A 14647-nucleotide genomic window follows, 5' to 3' on the forward strand; every position below is an offset into this window, starting at 1 on the left:
TCTTCCTTAAATTTTATTCAAACCATTTACTTTTTAAATTGTTCCTTGTGTAACAGAAGAATTGTAGATGTGGATTAGATTTATACCTTTTCCATGACTCTTCTCTAAGATCTAGCCTATACTTCATTTTACTTTTATTTGCAATATTTTTAAAAATTTCTATTGAACAAAAAAAGACAATTAAGTCTGCTCCTCTTTCAAAAACTGTAGCTATAAATGGTTTGAAACCTAATCTTTCACAGGCTTTTTCAGACGATTCAAGAGCTTTCTGAGTAATTCCAATGCTGGGCTTTCCGTCAACTAGAGATTTAAATTTAACTGATATTCCCCAGTTTTCACCCTCTTCACTTCTAGCAAAGATATCAATCCCCACATAATCAAATTTCACACACTCAAACCCCTTGCTGGATAAATAAAAAAGAATCATTTGTTCACCAAATTTTCCTGCTATATCAGCATGCCTTGAACTTTTAAATACTAACTTTCCTCCATCCTGCCCCATATATACAACCTCGCTATGAAATAAAATGATTATCTTACTATCCTATTTTTAAAGCTTTGCTATTTCATACTCAACATTAATATTCAACCTAGATGTTCTCTCAACCTGCTTTTTCGCATTGTTTATATACCAAAAGGCAAATTCCTCTTTTCCAATTAACATAAAAATTTCTGTTATAATAGTGAAGGTCATTGAACTGTAAAATGGCACTTCTTCAAAATTCCTTAGTGATATCCCCCCAGCATCATTTCCTACTTTAATATTTTTCATAGTTGCCCCTGCATGTATAAATTCTGATGCTCGCTTATATAAGAAGACATAACGTGCTTCAGCATTTAAATATTTGGCAAGGTCTCTTAAATTCCTCAGATTACTATAAAGTGAGTACCAATTTTTTGGTTTTTTCTTATCCCACGCATCTTTAACATTTTGAACCTCTTTTTTCTTCAAAAAATTATATAAATGCTTACACGATTCTGACACAGGTATACTCTGTACCTCATCAAAGTTAGGAAATTCATTCGTGAAGATTTCTCTGTGTTTTTTCCCACTATTGGTACTTGAATCGAACATTTCTCTTAATTTGATTTCCTGGTAACAGCTGTGAACCTGATAAGCTATAACCCCCTTATCTTTCGGTTCTGTGTACATATACTCAAAGTACAGTGCTGCTTCGAACATCGATCTACATAGTGGTATCATTCCTTCTGAAGCACCTTTTTTACTCATAATGGCTGCTCCATCCACCATATTTAATATGTGGGCTAAAAGAGTAAATAGAGGTGCATTAAGCTCATTATCACCACACTCGTCATATAGCCGTTTATACATAATATCTCCATAATCTACAAACGAATCCATTAACCTTCCAATTGCATTAAATTCTTTTTGTATATCCTTATCTATCTTCCTGTTTATTAAACTTCTCTTCATCCCTTTGTCTCCTATTTTTTATTCCAAATTAATTGCTTCTTATAAATCTTGCATGAAAGTTGTCACACAACTATTACTCCTAACGCTTTACGACTTGGATTTCCCTTATCTCACATTGCACATTACACCTTGTTTTAAGCTCACTGGCTACCTCAATGACTTCATACATTGTTTGCAATTTAGAAGCCCGGTGGAGGTCGTTAGATGTCATATAACCGTCCTCATCTAACTTAAATGATTTGAAGTATTCCTTGTTTTCAAACTGCAGCACATAAAAATAATCAAGCAAAGGCATAAATCAACCTCTTTTAAATAATTTTGTAACGGCCGCTGCGACAATTGTGATTACACTTTGTTCAAAAGCTCTGTGAAGAGTGGAATATTCTTGCGTGAATGTCGGCGATGGAGTATGAAAAAGAGCATTTAGTTTAATGCTCTTTTTGTTTAAAACACTTCTTTTATCTTGATTCTTTATGCTCTCGGATTAAGACGCGTAATCGTGTTAAGGTTAATTCATGACCGCATAAGGAGTGATACCTTGCTAAAAGTTGCAAAAATTTCGGTTTCTTGCATTGCATTAGTCTTGTGCATATACTCATTGTTCAATCAAAATGAATTATTGTTGATTGTTGTGCAATTATTTGTTGCCGCCCTTTTATCATTAGTCGGAGTTGAAGCGATATTAAGCAAACAAAAACTGTCCGAATATTTACTGTTTGGATCAGCAGCCTTCTTACTTGTTGTAAACGGTGTGAAATTCATAATTTAATTTAATATGTTAATTTCATAGGAATATGGAGTCCCAAAACCAATAAATAAGACCTGCAACAATACTCAGAAATGTAATAATTTAAGCTTCTGAATACAGTAAGAGCATTTGGCGGATAATCAACAGTCCAGAACAAAAACACAGCTAAAAAGGCTACTGCAATATAAATTAAAAAATTGTTCAAACTGCTGAATTTTCTGGCCTTCTTCTTAGCCACACTTGCAAAGGGACAGCAAACACCAAGTAAGTGATTAAAGCGTATAATCCTATGATGCCAATAGTAACTAGCGCGATTGCCATAAAACCAGAGTAAACAAACATATATAGACCAAAGATTAGACCATATGACAAACTTGAAAATGCCAATGTATAAGCGTAACTGTCTAACGCTTTTTGATTGATGCTCAAATCAACACCTCCACTTGTTTCACATTTCCCTTTAAAATCGTAGTTCATTTACTTTATTAAGTTTTCCATCTCGTATTTAGCAATAAATTTTTGACCGTTTTTTGACAATTGTATTCTTTGGTAAGGCTTTGCAGCTACCTTGGTTTTTTCAAGAAGATTAAACGGGATGAGTTTTGGAGCAACATCAAAAAATAAAAATCTTTCATATTCTCTCATATTACCGCTATTTTCAACTCCAATTGTAAAATTGCTTCTATGTACATAAAAAAGCTTAAATAGAGATTGTTCTCTGTTCTTAACTTCTTCGTAATAATTTATATCAGGAAGACTCAATTTTATATTATTTAAATAAGTTAAAATATCTTTATATGAATATCCATCAAATTCATTTTCTTTTGTGAATTTCTTTTCTAATTTAGCAAGTTTTTCCTTGATAATTGAGTTCTCTTTAAGAAGGGAGTAATTTTCTTCTTTAACTTTCTTTAAACTTTCAACTTCATTTCCAGACACCCAGCCTACAAGCTTTTCATCTTTCTCATATTCTTTGAGCGATGCAAACACTGCTAACTCAATATCTTTTGTGTCACTATAAAATTTTGATACTTTACTTAATACTGTATCTTTAAATTGTCTATACTCACTATAATGTTCTCTTTCAATAACATCTTGCCCTTTTTCTTTTACTTTTTTATCCAGAGCTTCATCACTAATTACAATTGAAAATCTAGGTTTTCCTACACTCTCTGCATAATCATACTCCCAATGCGTATAACTCTTATTTGTTTCTTCATCAATCGATCCATATCTACCACCAAGAATTAACATATAAACATCCGATTCATCAATCCAATTTTTTATTGTCTCTTTTTGTGACTGATCACCGGATTTAAACAATTCCATACCAGCGGGTATGTGTCCAGCATTAAGGACAGCTGCAACTGCAGCCTGTCTTTCTTCAGTTAAATCAGTATATGTTGAGGATATAAATACTTGCAATCTTTTATTCATGAAAATTCACCTTTCGTTATAAGATTGGTTTTATTTGAATATTTTATCAATTAGATACTTAATATTGTTGCTAATAGTCTTTCCGCCCTTCGTCAACTTTACAGAAGGATAACCATTAGGTTTTTCATATAGCGTTTTATCTTTACCTTTAAGACGCCTGCCGTCTATCCCGAATCGCTCCAAGCTTCTAACCGATCCGTCCATTGCTATCTCATATAATCCCTCATACCCTGGATTGGTTTGTATTCCTTAGACAACAGTTGAGTACCTCATTTTCATAAAAGATTGATTTTATTTTAACTTACACTCTCACGAAACTTTTCTAACTCCATTTTCGCTAAGAATTCGTTCCCTGCTTTTGAAAGTTGAATTCTCTGAAATGAGCCACCAGATCCTACTTTTTCAACCAGTCCAAAACTTAACAATTTAGGAGCTAGTCTATAATACAAAAATTTTTTATTGTTTTTAAGAGTGCCATTGTTAACAATACCCAACGATAATGTGTTACGAAATTTTTTTAGAGCAGAAAGCAAGGATATTACTCGGCTTTCTCTATCCTCTAGTGCATAATCGGGAATATCTAATAATGTTATAGCTAAATAATTTTTCAATTCATGGTAAGTAAACCTACCTACCTTCTCCTCTGCATTAGCCTGCTCTTTTAACTTTAATAATTCCTCATTAATTCTTTTGTTTTCAATTAAAAGTTTGGCCTGCTCTTTTTGTAAAGTTGCTAAATTGTTAAATTCTTCACCAGATATCCACCCAATTAAAGTGTCATCTTTTTCATACTCTTTAATTGATTCATAAATAGCAAGTTTAATATCTTTAGTATCTTTGTAAAACTTTGATAATTTGCTCAGAACAGTCTTTCTAAAGTCTTTATAGGCTTGATAATTCTCTCTTTCTAATACATCTATTCCGTTTTCTCTAACTTTTTGTTCCAGAGTCCCATCATCAATTACAATTGCAAATCTTGGTTTACCTGCAGTATCTGCATAATCGTATTCCCAATGAGTATAACTTTTGTTTGTTTCTTCATCTATGGATCCATACCTACCGCCTAGAATCAACATATAGACATCTGATTCATCAATCCAACGTTTAATAGTTTCTTTCTGAGATCTGTCTCCAGCTTTAAATAGCTCCATTCCTGCTGGAATATGTCCTGAGTTAAGTACCGCTTCAACAGCAGCTTGCCTTTCTTCAATTAAATCAGTATATGTTGAGGAGATGAAAACCTGTAGTTTTTTCTTCATCGACTATTCACCTTTTCTATAAAAGTACGATTTTATGTAGACCTAGAAAACTTGTAATTACTTCCTATCCTTGTAACTTTAGTATACCATTTTCATCCTAAGCGATCGATATGATTATGACCTTTTTCGAATATCAGCAATTCCTGCAACTTGATGTTTAGGTATGTACAGACTTTATCTAACAGCTCTCTTGGATACCGCTCCATTTCGTCATTGTAAAGCTTTCTAACAGTCGGATACTCGTGATCAATATCCCTGGAAAGTTTCCGGATACTGATCTTTCTTTGGTCTATTATAGGCTTTAAATTAGATTTAATCATTGTTATCACCTCAATTTTGATCACTTATAATGATCATTAAATTTGTAGTAATGGCCAAGGCTTTCAATCTGCCTTGACCTTTCCTTAAATCACGTTAGAACATGTTTAATTGTGGTGGGGTTACATAATTAATAGTTATCTACCAAATGACTGCATTTCTTGAATTTAAAGAGATAAAATATCACCGATAACTAAATAAGTATAGATAATGTACCTTTCTGCTTCATCGAGCGTCACTTCTGCATGAGTTCCTTTGTTTGCAGCCTCGTGCACACCATCTAACCTTTCACCAATAAATTTTAAATGTGATCCAACAATGGACGAAAATTTTTCACTTGTTGACTTACTATCAATATATTGTATTAATCGATTTATATATTGATCTTCACCAATTTTAATGATTTTTCCCCCAGACAGTGAAATAGGCTCGTCTGATGGTGGATAAAGAGAATCAGCAACCTCTTTAATAATTCTTCTACAGGTATGTACTGCATTTGCCCAATCTTCATCATTAGTTGAATTAAGGTTTTCGTATACTGAAATAAATTTTTGAATTGCCTCAGGGCAGATTTCTTTTAGAACAGTGTCAACAGTTTTACGTTTTCGTTTGAAAATATCCTCTGTTATCTCTCCAAATTTCAACTCATGATTTAAATTGAATACGTACTCATACAATCTAGACTTTACCTTTTCAATTTTCCGGGTAAATTCTCGTATAGCATTAGCTAAGTTTTTTCGCTCAGCTGAATTACCAGGAGGTATAATAGGTGAAATAGTTGATTGAGAAGATATTGATATATCTCTGTCATATGCTACATTCATTCGAGCTTTTGAGGCTTCAACTGTCGCTTCCATAACAGCAATTGTTTCGGTGAAGGCTTTTTCAACTTTCTTAGGTTTTTTGGCTTTACTTTTTGGATCATCTGTAAAAAAACGCCTTCCAGACCTTGCGCAAGCTTCCCAAGCTTCACTAGTTAAGTAACCTTCTTCATTTATTTGCAAAGCCATTAGCTTCATATTTTAACCACTCAACTGCATTGAAATCATTGATTAGACGTGCTAATCTTAAACATTTTAAAACAATATGCTGAGTAGGTATCTCATTCAATTCAAAATTACGTAGTATCTCCTCAGATAAATTTAATGCTTCTAAATTTCTATTCTTAACCATTGACTACTGCCCCTTCCAATTTTTACTCTTTAGGTATTTTAGCATATTTTAGGGAACTCTCTACTAAATTGAGATAAAATTGTTGTTTTATTTAGATGCCATAATAAAAAAAGCGTCCTAATTCCAGTTGCCGGTACGCTTTCTTTCTTAATATATAAACATTAAACGACTACGTGCATTCTCTTGTAAATTCAACCCTTCCATATTTAGAAATTTTAATATTCAAAATTTATTCTTTCCACCTTTACTTATATATGGAAATTGAGTATTATTTACCTATGTGAAAAATAGTTAAAAAGTAACACGAAAGAGGTTGTTAAATGAAAAAGTTTTTTGTTACTTTTCTTGTGCTATTCTCCGTAACAGGTTGCACTAGTAAGTATTCTCTAATTACCTTGTCAAATGATGACTGCAAAACAAACTGGGGATTATGTACTGTGTTCCCAAGTAAAGAAGTTAAACTTTATTCTCCAAAGAGTCCTATAAAGGTAGCTGTATTAGATAGTGGAATTAATAGCTCTATGTCTATTTTTGAAAATAGTTCAATAACCTCATATGATGCTATAAAAAATAATTCCACTACAAAAGATTCTTTAGGCCATGGTACAGCCATAGCGGGTGTTATTATGGCTCCTTTAAATAAACAAACAGTTCAAGGAATATCTCCTCAAGTGAGATTATTCGATGTTAAGGTTCTTAATGATAAAGGAGGTGGTGAAGTCAATGATGTAATTAACGGTATCAATTGGTGTATTAAACAGGATGTTGACATTATCAATCTCAGCTTTGGCTTTCAAAAAGACGACAAGGGATTAAGAAATGCTATCAACAAAGCAATTGAGAAGGACATAATAGTAATCGCTTCTGCTGGCAATACATTAGGTCTTTCAACGGATTATCCGGCAAAATATAAAAATGTTATATCTGTTTCCTCTATTGATAAAAACCTTAAAAGAGATCCATTTGCAGCAAAAGGTAAGATTGACTTTGTTGCACCAGGCGTTCAAATTCCTGTTTTCAATCCCAAAGGCGAAGTAAAAACCGTTAATGGAACATCATTTGCAACAGCTTTTGCAACAGGTGTTGTAGCAAATATTCTTTCTGAAAATCCACATTTTCAAAGAGAAGATGTAATTAAAAGCTTAAAGAGCACAGCCAAAGATTTAGGAAAAATAGGCCCTGATCAAGAATATGGTTATGGTTTAATACAATTCCACTCACAATAAAATAAAAAGGAGAAATAAATTGAAATATTTTATTAGCTTTTTACTCGCAGTATTTGTATTTTATAGCGTAGGAACAGAGTTTGTTTCTGCAACAACAAATCAAAATATCAATGAAGAAGAATTAATTGATACTGATGAAACACCAACAGAAACAATTGACAGTGACCAAATTGATTCAGAAACTGAAGAGATATTTGGGGAATCTATTGATGACAGTAATGTTGAATTAGAAAGCGACATAAATGGTAATGAAGCAACAATCCAAACAAATATTGAAACAGATGATTTATCTGTCGATGGTGAGTTAGAACTAGATTTAGACACAAGTAGTATGGTTGTCTCTGCAGAAGCAGAAGATGATTCTGGAGAAGTTTTCAATGGAGAATTTAATGTTGAATTACAAGATATAAATGATGATGGAGATTTCATTGCAACTGTAACTGATACGAAAACTGGGGAAGAGTTTAATGTAAATACTGCTGAAGTACATGCATCTTGGTACCCACTAGTTTGGATTGCTATCGTGGTTGCACGTATAGGTATAAAACAAGCTATTAAAAAATTCGGCAAAACTAGTGTTAAACAAGCAACCAAAAAGTATGGAACTAAAACATCTGCTTCAAAAGCTGTCCGTAAAGTTAGTATGAAAAATTTAGACGACCACTACCGTAAGCACAAAAAAGAATTTGGCAACATTACGAAATCCCAATATCTAAATAAAGCTCGAACTTTTTTAGGAAAAGCAACTAGCAAAACTGTTCTTGAAAAAAGAAGCAAGAAAAAATTTGGTGGCAATTATCGTTATTATAAGTATAATAAGAAGACCAATGAATTCTTATCTGTAGAACGACAAGGGAATAAAGATACTATAATAACGTACTTTAAGCCAAAACATCCAAATAAAAAAGCTGGTTATAATTATTATAAAAATCAATAATAGGAACTATATATATTAAAGAGGGATTGCTATGACTAAATTATATACATGTTTAATTTGCGGATATAAAGGATTAAGTGAAAACCCATTAAACAATGATGGTGAGTATCAAAAAACATTTGAAATCTGCCCTTGTTGCGATTTTGAATACGGCTACAGTGAAGATCATGACGTAAGCTTAGGTTTTATTGTAACTCCAGATTATTTAATTGACGCTGCAATTCAGTTATACCGAAAACAGTGGATTGAGAATGGAATGAAAATTGCAAATCCTGAAGATATTCCAGAAGAATTAAGAAACGGTGACTGCTTAAAATTTGAGGTTTTGTTAAAGCAATTGAATAGCCTAAATCTCGATACAGAAAACTTTGAAATCAAGGGATTTAATGGTTATTAGGCAGCTTCAAGCCCCCGGTATGGGGGCTTTCTTATTATTGTAAAGACTATCAGAAGACTGTTTAAGTATTAATATCATTGATTATTCTTTCTCCATATTCCCCTGACCAATACTTCAACTTCTTTAACCTCAACTGTTTGCTGCATCACATCCCTCCTTTTTGTTTTTCGTGTATCAAGCTTGTACAATGACATCATCAAGCAATTCAACATAGATCAATTCTTACCTGAAGGTGAATATCACCCAAACTATAATGTCGCTCCTTCACAAAACATCCTGACAATCATTAACGATGGATCCAATAACCGTCTGGGCAAGCTTAGATGGGGCCTTATCCCTCCTTGGGCTAAAGATGAAAAGATCGGCTACAATATGATTAATGCTCGTGCCGACACTGGCCGAGAAACCAAGCTTTCGAAAGCCACTTGTCAGCAAACGTTGTATCATACCCGCTGGCAGGTATACAGAATACCGTTCTGCATTTTCTTCGCGAGCTTCCACCCACTCATAGTCACCCACCGTCCAGAAACGCGGTGAAGCTTGACCCTCGCTGTCTTGATATTTCAACTCTTGCTGAAGTTCTTTTAAAAACTGAATATCTTGATTCATTCATTTCCTCCTATCTGTTTAAAATCTCGATTTTAAGTTAACTTTAAAGTAAATGTCTTGAGAAATTCCCCTTTAATTGGTAATCTGGCACCTAGGATCATACAAAGAAGGTGATACCTTGAAAAAAATAATCGGAATAATTGGATTAATTGCTTCCTTAATTGTGCAAGGATTTTCAGCAAGCGGTTCGTTGACTCATGAGATTGCTATGGCTTGTCTATTTGTATTTCTAATAATTTATAATTTTGAACATGCTAAGGATTTCTCTAAAAAATCTCTAATTGTTTTAGGAGCAATCTTTATAGCTCTAATGCTAGGTATTTATCAACTCATTTCCTTTAGCGGTGATTACTTTGATAGGCTTGACTTAAATATTGGACTTATCATCTTACTTGAGATCGCTTTGATCATTGTTTTGGTATCTATTGCAGTAAATTTAATGAAACTTATTGCGAATTGGTTAAGGAAAACACCTCATGGTAAAGAGTCTTAACTCTTTGCCTTGTGGTCTCTTATGTATGAAATCAAATGCTTTCCCTAATTCCTTCTCTTCTGTTACCGCTGAGTAATAACAATTACTTGGCCAAATCTTATATTGCATATAAGGATTAATCAGTCGAGATCATTAAGGGATCAAAATATGGCCAAATAAAAAAACGATGGATGCTCCATTTCCATTAAAAAGACAAGATTGAATATATGTAGTACTTCACTCAGAACATTTTGCTTATTAAGGCTATAATAAGTGTTCGTATTAATTTTTCCTGTTACGATAACGATCAAAAACTTCGAGCATAACCATTATATGTAACTGAAATGCAGGTATAAGAGCTATTATATAGGGATTTAACTACCAATATATAGGGGGTATATTAACATCCAAATACTCAAAAACAAGAACAAAAGTGCCCATAGCACCTCTATTTCCACACCCTCCCCAAATTTACATTTTCCTAATATCGCATAAAATCGTCCTTTTCACTTCGTAATCGCTATCGTAAAAGCCTATAATATCAATGTTTTTCCCTCTTCAAATCTCTTCTTATTCATCAATATTTGCTTAAAATACCCCCTTCCCCTTACTCCCACTTATGTTTTACGATCGTTTGCCCTCTATTCACTAATTAAAGTGTCAAAACCCTTATGTTTACTGACTTTTTTAGTTCTTTAAAAATTTTTACGATACGCATGTTAGAGGTGTACTATACGATTTGTCGGTTTTGGGTGACGATTTAACAGAGAAATTTAATGCACTTCTAACTTTTTTAACTGCAATGGGTATCATTGTTGATCCAACGACTCAAGGTATTTATGATAGTGAACAAGCAATGGATTATGATTCACCGAGATAACCCCCTGCCCTTCTCTTAATTGAGGAGGGTATTTTTTTCGCTTTTTCAAATGAAAAAAATTGCAGAAAACTTTACATCCTTTTACAATTTTTTCAATGACTATGTTATGATTGTTTTCGAGAGATTTTTGAAATTTTCAGAAAGAGGGGTTTGAATGAGTAAGATCGCTTCTGAAGTTGTCGCTACTACACTGAATGACTGGTACATTGCTATAAAAAAACAAAAGGTTGATGAATCAATAAAATATTATTCAGAGATAAAGAAACTTTTTGATGAAATGGAAGAAGACCAAGAAGTTCTTGCGTATTATAGTCTATTAGAAGAAAGACATAAAATGTTGCTGCATTCCTCACGAGGAGAACCTTTACAAAAACACACCTATTTTACTGAAGACAATCAAAACTTCATTAAAAAAACAAATGATAAATTAGAATACAACTTTTATTTATTTGAAGCAATGTATGAGGCATACAACCAAAACTATGATCGAGCAATCAACTTATATGGATTAGCTGAGAAAAAGCTTGCAGAAATTCCAGATGAAATTGAAGCAGCTGAATTTTACTCTAAAGTCTCTTACTTATATACTCTTGTTAAACAAAGCATTGTGGCACAACACTATATAAAAAATGCAATTTCAATATATAAGCGACACCCTGATTATAAATGCAAACTAGCTACATCAACAATGATTGCAGCTGCAAACTATGCTGATATGAAACGATTTGAGGAAGCAGAACAATATTACTTAGAAGCAATTGATATTGCAAAAGAAACAAAAGATGAATTTTTAAAAGCTCAATTATTTCACAATCTTAGTATCGTTTATTCTGATTGGAACAAACCTGATAAATGCATTGAATCTCTTGAAAAAGCAATAGGAAATGAATCTTGGTTACATTCGATTTATTATATAAATTCTTTATTCATGATGATTAAAGAACTCTTTAAAATTGACGAAAAAATGAAAGCCATTAATTTTTACAATAAAGCACAGGAAAGACTCATATTAATGGAGAATAAAGTATACGAAGCCAAAATTAGCATCTTATACAACCTTTATTGTGGGGAATTAAAAAATAATTTCAATAGCTGTATTAGTAATATTGAGTTTTTAAAACAGCAAAATGAACTTGAAAGTGTAGATGAATTGTCCTACATAGCTGCAAAAAGGTTTGAATCAATAGGTGCTTTTGAAGAAGCAACGAGCTTTTTCAATGCGAAAGTTTGGGCTGAACAGAAAATGAATCAGGTGGAGGGAATCTTATGAAAAAACTTGTGCTTTGCGTATCTATTTTAGCTGTGATTTTAAGTGGAGTAGCTTTAACGCAATTGAGTACAGATTCACCATCTAACATCCAGGTAGCTGAAAGGCCTGTCGGAGGTTAAAAAAGGTTGATTAATTAATTTAGCCCTACTCAAACATTTGAGTGGGCTTTTATTTTATGATTTATGTCCACCAGTCAGCCCTGCTCTGTGAAGCGCAGTACCAGCAGATGTATAAGAAACTGCTCTAAGAATCGCTTTCGATCCGTATTTACTTCTAATCCCATCCATTACAAACCCAAGTTTCCTTCTCTTTTCATTATCCACTTCAAATAAACTCAACTGTTGATTAACATCATCCTCAATATTTGATAACGTAACTGAGATACTTCTTACTGTTTTACCCGAGTAAAACTTATCAAACAGCATCAAGCAACATCTATATATGTCTATCGTGATATTTGTGGGAAGATCTATTGTTTTGGCTCGGTGAAATCCACCACCAAGATCATCCTTACTGTATCCAATACCCAGGCTGATTGTTCGACCAGCTTTGTTGTGTGTACGTGCCCTTCTTGCGACTTCCTCACAAATTTCCAAAAGAACAGCCTTAATCTCTTCTCTCCTTATATAATCCCTCAGTAAAATCTGACTCTTACCAAAACTAATCTGCCCTTGCATCAAAGGAGCTCCTATTTCTGATAAATCGATTCCATGAGCATGATAATACAACTGGTTTCCCATTATTCCGAACTTTTTCAAGCAGCTCTAAAGGAAATTTAGCTAACTGACCTACAGTTGATATCCCCATTCGATTCAGGTTCCTTTCCATCCTCTCTCCTATCCCCCACATTTTAGACAACGGATGAACTTTCCAAAGTTTATTTGGTACATCTTCATATCTCCAACGTGCAATACCACTCTTTGTTTTCTTACTCTCTAGGTCAAGTGCAAGTTTACTGAGCAACATATTGTCACCAATTCCAACTGTACACATTAAACCAAATTCTCTCCACATGCTACTTTGAATTGCTTTGGCCATTTCTTCAGGATCTTCTTTTCCTGCATCTAAAAAAGATTCATCAATTGAATAGGTATGAACACATTTCTCAGGAACAAATCTGTAAAACAGCTTTGTAATCTCAGTCGAAACTCTGATGAAAAGCTTCATTTGCGGATTTACAATGTGTATTCTTGGATCTTCAGGTATCTCGAACAATCTCGATCCTGTTTTGATTCCAAAATCTTTTTTAAGTGCAGGAGATGCAACTAACACTACACTTCCCTGTCTCTCCGTATTTCCCACAACTGCAAGGTAGCATGTTAAAGGATTAAGCCCCATTGTTACAGCCGATACAGAAGCATAAAAGGATTTTATATCGACACAAAGTATATTCTTACGTGGAAATTGTGAGTAATCAATCATTGTATGTAACTCCTATGATGTTATTCATGTTGATATAAATTGTATTGTCATTCTGGTCTTTTACATGAAGCCTGTGTTGTTCAAAATTAATGTAATGGACTCTGAATGTTCTTTATTCAATATAAATAAGAACAAAAGTTCGATGTAAATGTTGGTAATAAAATATAAAGGTCAATAATGATATACGTAGTATTAATAAAGGAGAGATTCTTATCGACGTGGGAGAGTGAGATGGTGAATGAAGAAGAGGTTAATTGGATTTTTGATTTTAGTTCCTGTTTTGATTATATCGGGTATTACTTTAATCGAATCAAACAAAAAAGCACCTGAAGAAGTTTTAGAAAGTGCTTGGGATGAATTTGGTTTATTTAGTTTTCAAATTGGAATAACAGATCCGGCAATTACAATTGGCATGGATCAGACCAAAAGTGAAGCAAAGCTCCGTGAATATTTAGAACATAATCTGTCAAGAGAAGCAAAGGAAAAATATAAGATCTATATATTTAAAGATGATATTGAAAAGTTGAACAAAGAACATCGAGAGTATCTGAAAGCAAATAACTCTAATAAATAAAATGCCCAGCACTTTTACTAAGCTGGGCTCTATTTCAAATTCAAATTGAATTTTTGTAAGCATTAACTGCTTCGTTTCGCAACAGCATATTATCTTTGTTAACCATGCCTAAGTTGTAAGCTTTTTTGATAATATCTAATACCTGAGAATCTAACGCCGAAAGATTACCGGCTGGATTAAATCTTGATTTCCAATAATCTAAAGAATTATTTAGGTCAAGTGAGCTTTTTTTGTTCTCGGGTTTAACTACTTCATTTTTCTCAAGTTGTTCACAGAATTCACTAAAACCAATGGATTTACTGGGAGCTGAGTTATTTCCCCCGTATCCTTCTGTAGCCAAGCTGCAAAATGCTAAGAATTTCGGATCATAAATAAGATCACTTGAGTTTACATTTACCATCGATAAGCACGATCCTTTCAGAGCTTTTTATAATTGTAGCACCTTTTCCATTTTTACACATGTTAAATATCGACAATCATTCAAATGATT

The 14647-nt window shown here is 33.3% G+C and carries 19 protein-coding genes and 5 pseudogenes; 11 read left to right on the top strand and 13 right to left on the bottom strand.

The window, feature by feature from the left end; genetic code table 11:
• Window positions 1–13: 13 nt before the first annotated feature.
• The 3 genes from AC0OMU_RS06810 to AC0OMU_RS06820 form a co-directional block, all read right to left on the bottom strand.
• The gene (locus AC0OMU_RS06810; RefSeq protein ID WP_474241013.1) at window positions 14–502 is read right to left on the bottom strand and encodes a hypothetical protein; all 489 of its coding nucleotides are present in this window, start codon (window positions 500–502) and stop codon (window positions 14–16) included.
• A 48-nt stretch (window positions 503–550) separates the two neighbouring features.
• Window positions 551–1435 (bottom strand): DUF5677 domain-containing protein, encoded by an 885-nt coding sequence (locus AC0OMU_RS06815; protein WP_131227496.1) that lies wholly within the window; start codon window positions 1433–1435, stop codon window positions 551–553.
• 79 nt (window positions 1436–1514) lie between these two features.
• On the bottom strand, window positions 1515–1730 hold the full coding sequence (locus AC0OMU_RS06820) for a hypothetical protein (RefSeq protein ID WP_474241014.1): 216 nt from the start codon (window positions 1728–1730) through the stop codon (window positions 1515–1517).
• 30 nt (window positions 1731–1760) lie between these two features.
• On the opposite strand from AC0OMU_RS06820, the pseudogene AC0OMU_RS06825 reads away from it, so the two are divergent.
• Together AC0OMU_RS06825 and AC0OMU_RS06830 are read left to right on the top strand one after the other, a co-directional pair.
• Window positions 1761–1862, top strand: a pseudogene (locus AC0OMU_RS06825) (DUF8096 family protein); the annotation flags it as partial.
• Between the two features lie 111 nt (window positions 1863–1973).
• The gene (locus tag AC0OMU_RS06830; RefSeq protein WP_124048210.1) at window positions 1974–2204 is read left to right on the top strand and encodes a hypothetical protein; all 231 of its coding nucleotides are present in this window, start codon (window positions 1974–1976) and stop codon (window positions 2202–2204) included.
• A 15-nt stretch (window positions 2205–2219) separates the two neighbouring features.
• On the opposite strand, the pseudogene AC0OMU_RS06835 reads toward AC0OMU_RS06830, so the two are convergent.
• From AC0OMU_RS06835 to AC0OMU_RS06865, 7 genes and pseudogenes are all read right to left on the bottom strand, one after another.
• Window positions 2220–2612: pseudogene (locus AC0OMU_RS06835) on the bottom strand (UPF0715 family protein).
• Window positions 2613–2660: 48 nt separating this feature from the next.
• Window positions 2661–3620: a DUF4062 domain-containing protein gene (locus tag AC0OMU_RS06840; protein WP_144500925.1), complete on the bottom strand. Its 960-nt coding sequence runs from the start codon at window positions 3618–3620 to the stop codon at window positions 2661–2663.
• A gap of 30 nt (window positions 3621–3650) precedes the next feature.
• Window positions 3651–3866 (bottom strand): NUMOD4 domain-containing protein, encoded by a 216-nt coding sequence (locus AC0OMU_RS06845; RefSeq protein WP_474241189.1) that lies wholly within the window; start codon window positions 3864–3866, stop codon window positions 3651–3653.
• Window positions 3867–3916: 50 nt separating this feature from the next.
• Window positions 3917–4879: a DUF4062 domain-containing protein gene (locus tag AC0OMU_RS06850; protein WP_326334519.1), complete on the bottom strand. Its 963-nt coding sequence runs from the start codon at window positions 4877–4879 to the stop codon at window positions 3917–3919.
• A gap of 92 nt (window positions 4880–4971) precedes the next feature.
• Complete coding sequence (locus tag AC0OMU_RS06855) at window positions 4972–5199, bottom strand: helix-turn-helix domain-containing protein (protein ID WP_124048207.1); 228 nt, start codon at window positions 5197–5199, stop codon at window positions 4972–4974.
• 165 nt (window positions 5200–5364) lie between these two features.
• Window positions 5365–6216 (bottom strand): hypothetical protein, encoded by an 852-nt coding sequence (locus AC0OMU_RS06860; RefSeq protein ID WP_474241015.1) that lies wholly within the window; start codon window positions 6214–6216, stop codon window positions 5365–5367.
• The gene (locus AC0OMU_RS06865) at window positions 6188–6370 is read right to left on the bottom strand and encodes an AbiTii domain-containing protein (protein WP_474241017.1); all 183 of its coding nucleotides are present in this window, start codon (window positions 6368–6370) and stop codon (window positions 6188–6190) included. The genes AC0OMU_RS06860 and AC0OMU_RS06865 overlap by 29 nt, the downstream gene beginning before the upstream one ends.
• Window positions 6371–6690: 320 nt before the next feature.
• Between AC0OMU_RS06865 and AC0OMU_RS06870 the strand changes: the two genes are divergently transcribed.
• The 8 genes and pseudogenes from AC0OMU_RS06870 to phrK all read left to right on the top strand — a co-directional run bounded on the left by AC0OMU_RS06870 (window position 6691) and on the right by phrK (window position 12280).
• Window positions 6691–7596, top strand: a complete 906-nt coding sequence (locus tag AC0OMU_RS06870; RefSeq protein ID WP_032725934.1) for a S8 family peptidase — start codon at window positions 6691–6693, stop codon at window positions 7594–7596.
• A gap of 19 nt (window positions 7597–7615) precedes the next feature.
• A complete protein-coding gene (locus tag AC0OMU_RS06875) occupies window positions 7616–8533 on the top strand; it encodes an SAR2788 family putative toxin (protein WP_051922667.1) in 918 nt (305 codons plus the stop codon).
• 31 nt (window positions 8534–8564) lie between these two features.
• Window positions 8565–8930: a hypothetical protein gene (locus tag AC0OMU_RS06880; RefSeq protein WP_029318057.1), complete on the top strand. Its 366-nt coding sequence runs from the start codon at window positions 8565–8567 to the stop codon at window positions 8928–8930.
• Window positions 8931–9110: 180 nt separating this feature from the next.
• Window positions 9111–9405: pseudogene (locus AC0OMU_RS06885) on the top strand (SOS response-associated peptidase family protein); the annotation flags it as partial.
• Between the two features lie 252 nt (window positions 9406–9657).
• Window positions 9658–10032 carry a YoqO family protein gene (locus AC0OMU_RS06890; protein WP_021481445.1) on the top strand — a complete coding sequence of 125 codons (375 nt, stop codon included), beginning with the start codon at window positions 9658–9660 and terminating at the stop codon, window positions 10030–10032.
• A 727-nt stretch (window positions 10033–10759) separates the two neighbouring features.
• Window positions 10760–10891: a phage holin gene (locus tag AC0OMU_RS06895; RefSeq protein ID WP_250620605.1), complete on the top strand. Its 132-nt coding sequence runs from the start codon at window positions 10760–10762 to the stop codon at window positions 10889–10891.
• A 154-nt stretch (window positions 10892–11045) separates the two neighbouring features.
• Window positions 11046–12161: a response regulator aspartate phosphatase RapK gene (gene rapK, locus AC0OMU_RS06900; RefSeq protein ID WP_474241018.1), complete on the top strand. Its 1116-nt coding sequence runs from the start codon at window positions 11046–11048 to the stop codon at window positions 12159–12161.
• A complete protein-coding gene (phrK, locus tag AC0OMU_RS06905; RefSeq protein ID WP_004399440.1) occupies window positions 12158–12280 on the top strand; it encodes a phosphatase RapK inhibitor PhrK in 123 nt (40 codons plus the stop codon). Before rapK ends, phrK begins: the two co-directional genes overlap by 4 nt.
• A 54-nt stretch (window positions 12281–12334) precedes the next feature.
• Here phrK and AC0OMU_RS06910 read toward each other — a convergent pair.
• Window positions 12335–13583: pseudogene (locus tag AC0OMU_RS06910) on the bottom strand (Y-family DNA polymerase).
• Window positions 13576–13692: pseudogene (locus tag AC0OMU_RS06915) on the bottom strand (YolD-like family protein); the annotation flags it as partial. The pseudogenes AC0OMU_RS06915 and AC0OMU_RS06910, both read right to left, overlap by 8 nt.
• A gap of 129 nt (window positions 13693–13821) precedes the next feature.
• On the opposite strand from AC0OMU_RS06915, the gene AC0OMU_RS06920 reads away from it, so the two are divergent.
• Window positions 13822–14157 (top strand): YolC/YozM family protein, encoded by a 336-nt coding sequence (locus AC0OMU_RS06920; protein ID WP_015383839.1) that lies wholly within the window; start codon window positions 13822–13824, stop codon window positions 14155–14157.
• 40 nt (window positions 14158–14197) lie between these two features.
• Here the strand turns inward: AC0OMU_RS06920 and AC0OMU_RS06925 are convergent, their stop codons facing one another.
• Complete coding sequence (locus tag AC0OMU_RS06925; RefSeq protein WP_474241020.1) at window positions 14198–14557, bottom strand: hypothetical protein; 360 nt, start codon at window positions 14555–14557, stop codon at window positions 14198–14200.
• Between the last annotated feature and the right edge of the window lie 90 nt (window positions 14558–14647).

The organism is Bacillus sp. FAU18 (assembly GCF_056033885.1).

Excerpts from the sequence above, each read along its gene's own strand:
- AC0OMU_RS06860 (WP_474241015.1), bottom strand. The coding sequence starts at position 6,216 with ATGAAGCTAATGGCTTTGCAAATAAATGAAGAAGGTTACTTAACTAGT.
- rapK (WP_474241018.1), top strand. The coding sequence starts at position 11,046 with ATGAGTAAGATCGCTTCTGAAGTTGTCGCTACTACACTGAATGACTGG.
- AC0OMU_RS06850 (WP_326334519.1), bottom strand. The coding sequence starts at position 4,879 with ATGAAGAAAAAACTACAGGTTTTCATCTCCTCAACATATACTGATTTA.
- AC0OMU_RS06865 (WP_474241017.1), bottom strand. The coding sequence starts at position 6,370 with ATGGTTAAGAATAGAAATTTAGAAGCATTAAATTTATCTGAGGAGATA.
- phrK (WP_004399440.1), top strand. The coding sequence starts at position 12,158 with ATGAAAAAACTTGTGCTTTGCGTATCTATTTTAGCTGTGATTTTAAGT.
- AC0OMU_RS06820 (WP_474241014.1), bottom strand. The coding sequence starts at position 1,730 with ATGCCTTTGCTTGATTATTTTTATGTGCTGCAGTTTGAAAACAAGGAA.
- AC0OMU_RS06855 (WP_124048207.1), bottom strand. The coding sequence starts at position 5,199 with ATGATTAAATCTAATTTAAAGCCTATAATAGACCAAAGAAAGATCAGT.
- AC0OMU_RS06870 (WP_032725934.1), top strand. The coding sequence starts at position 6,691 with ATGAAAAAGTTTTTTGTTACTTTTCTTGTGCTATTCTCCGTAACAGGT.
- AC0OMU_RS06920 (WP_015383839.1), top strand. The coding sequence starts at position 13,822 with ATGAAGAAGAGGTTAATTGGATTTTTGATTTTAGTTCCTGTTTTGATT.
- AC0OMU_RS06840 (WP_144500925.1), bottom strand. The coding sequence starts at position 3,620 with ATGAATAAAAGATTGCAAGTATTTATATCCTCAACATATACTGATTTA.
- AC0OMU_RS06810 (WP_474241013.1), bottom strand. The coding sequence starts at position 502 with ATGGGGCAGGATGGAGGAAAGTTAGTATTTAAAAGTTCAAGGCATGCT.
- AC0OMU_RS06815 (WP_131227496.1), bottom strand. The coding sequence starts at position 1,435 with ATGAAGAGAAGTTTAATAAACAGGAAGATAGATAAGGATATACAAAAA.
- AC0OMU_RS06925 (WP_474241020.1), bottom strand. The coding sequence starts at position 14,557 with ATGGTAAATGTAAACTCAAGTGATCTTATTTATGATCCGAAATTCTTA.
- AC0OMU_RS06880 (WP_029318057.1), top strand. The coding sequence starts at position 8,565 with ATGACTAAATTATATACATGTTTAATTTGCGGATATAAAGGATTAAGT.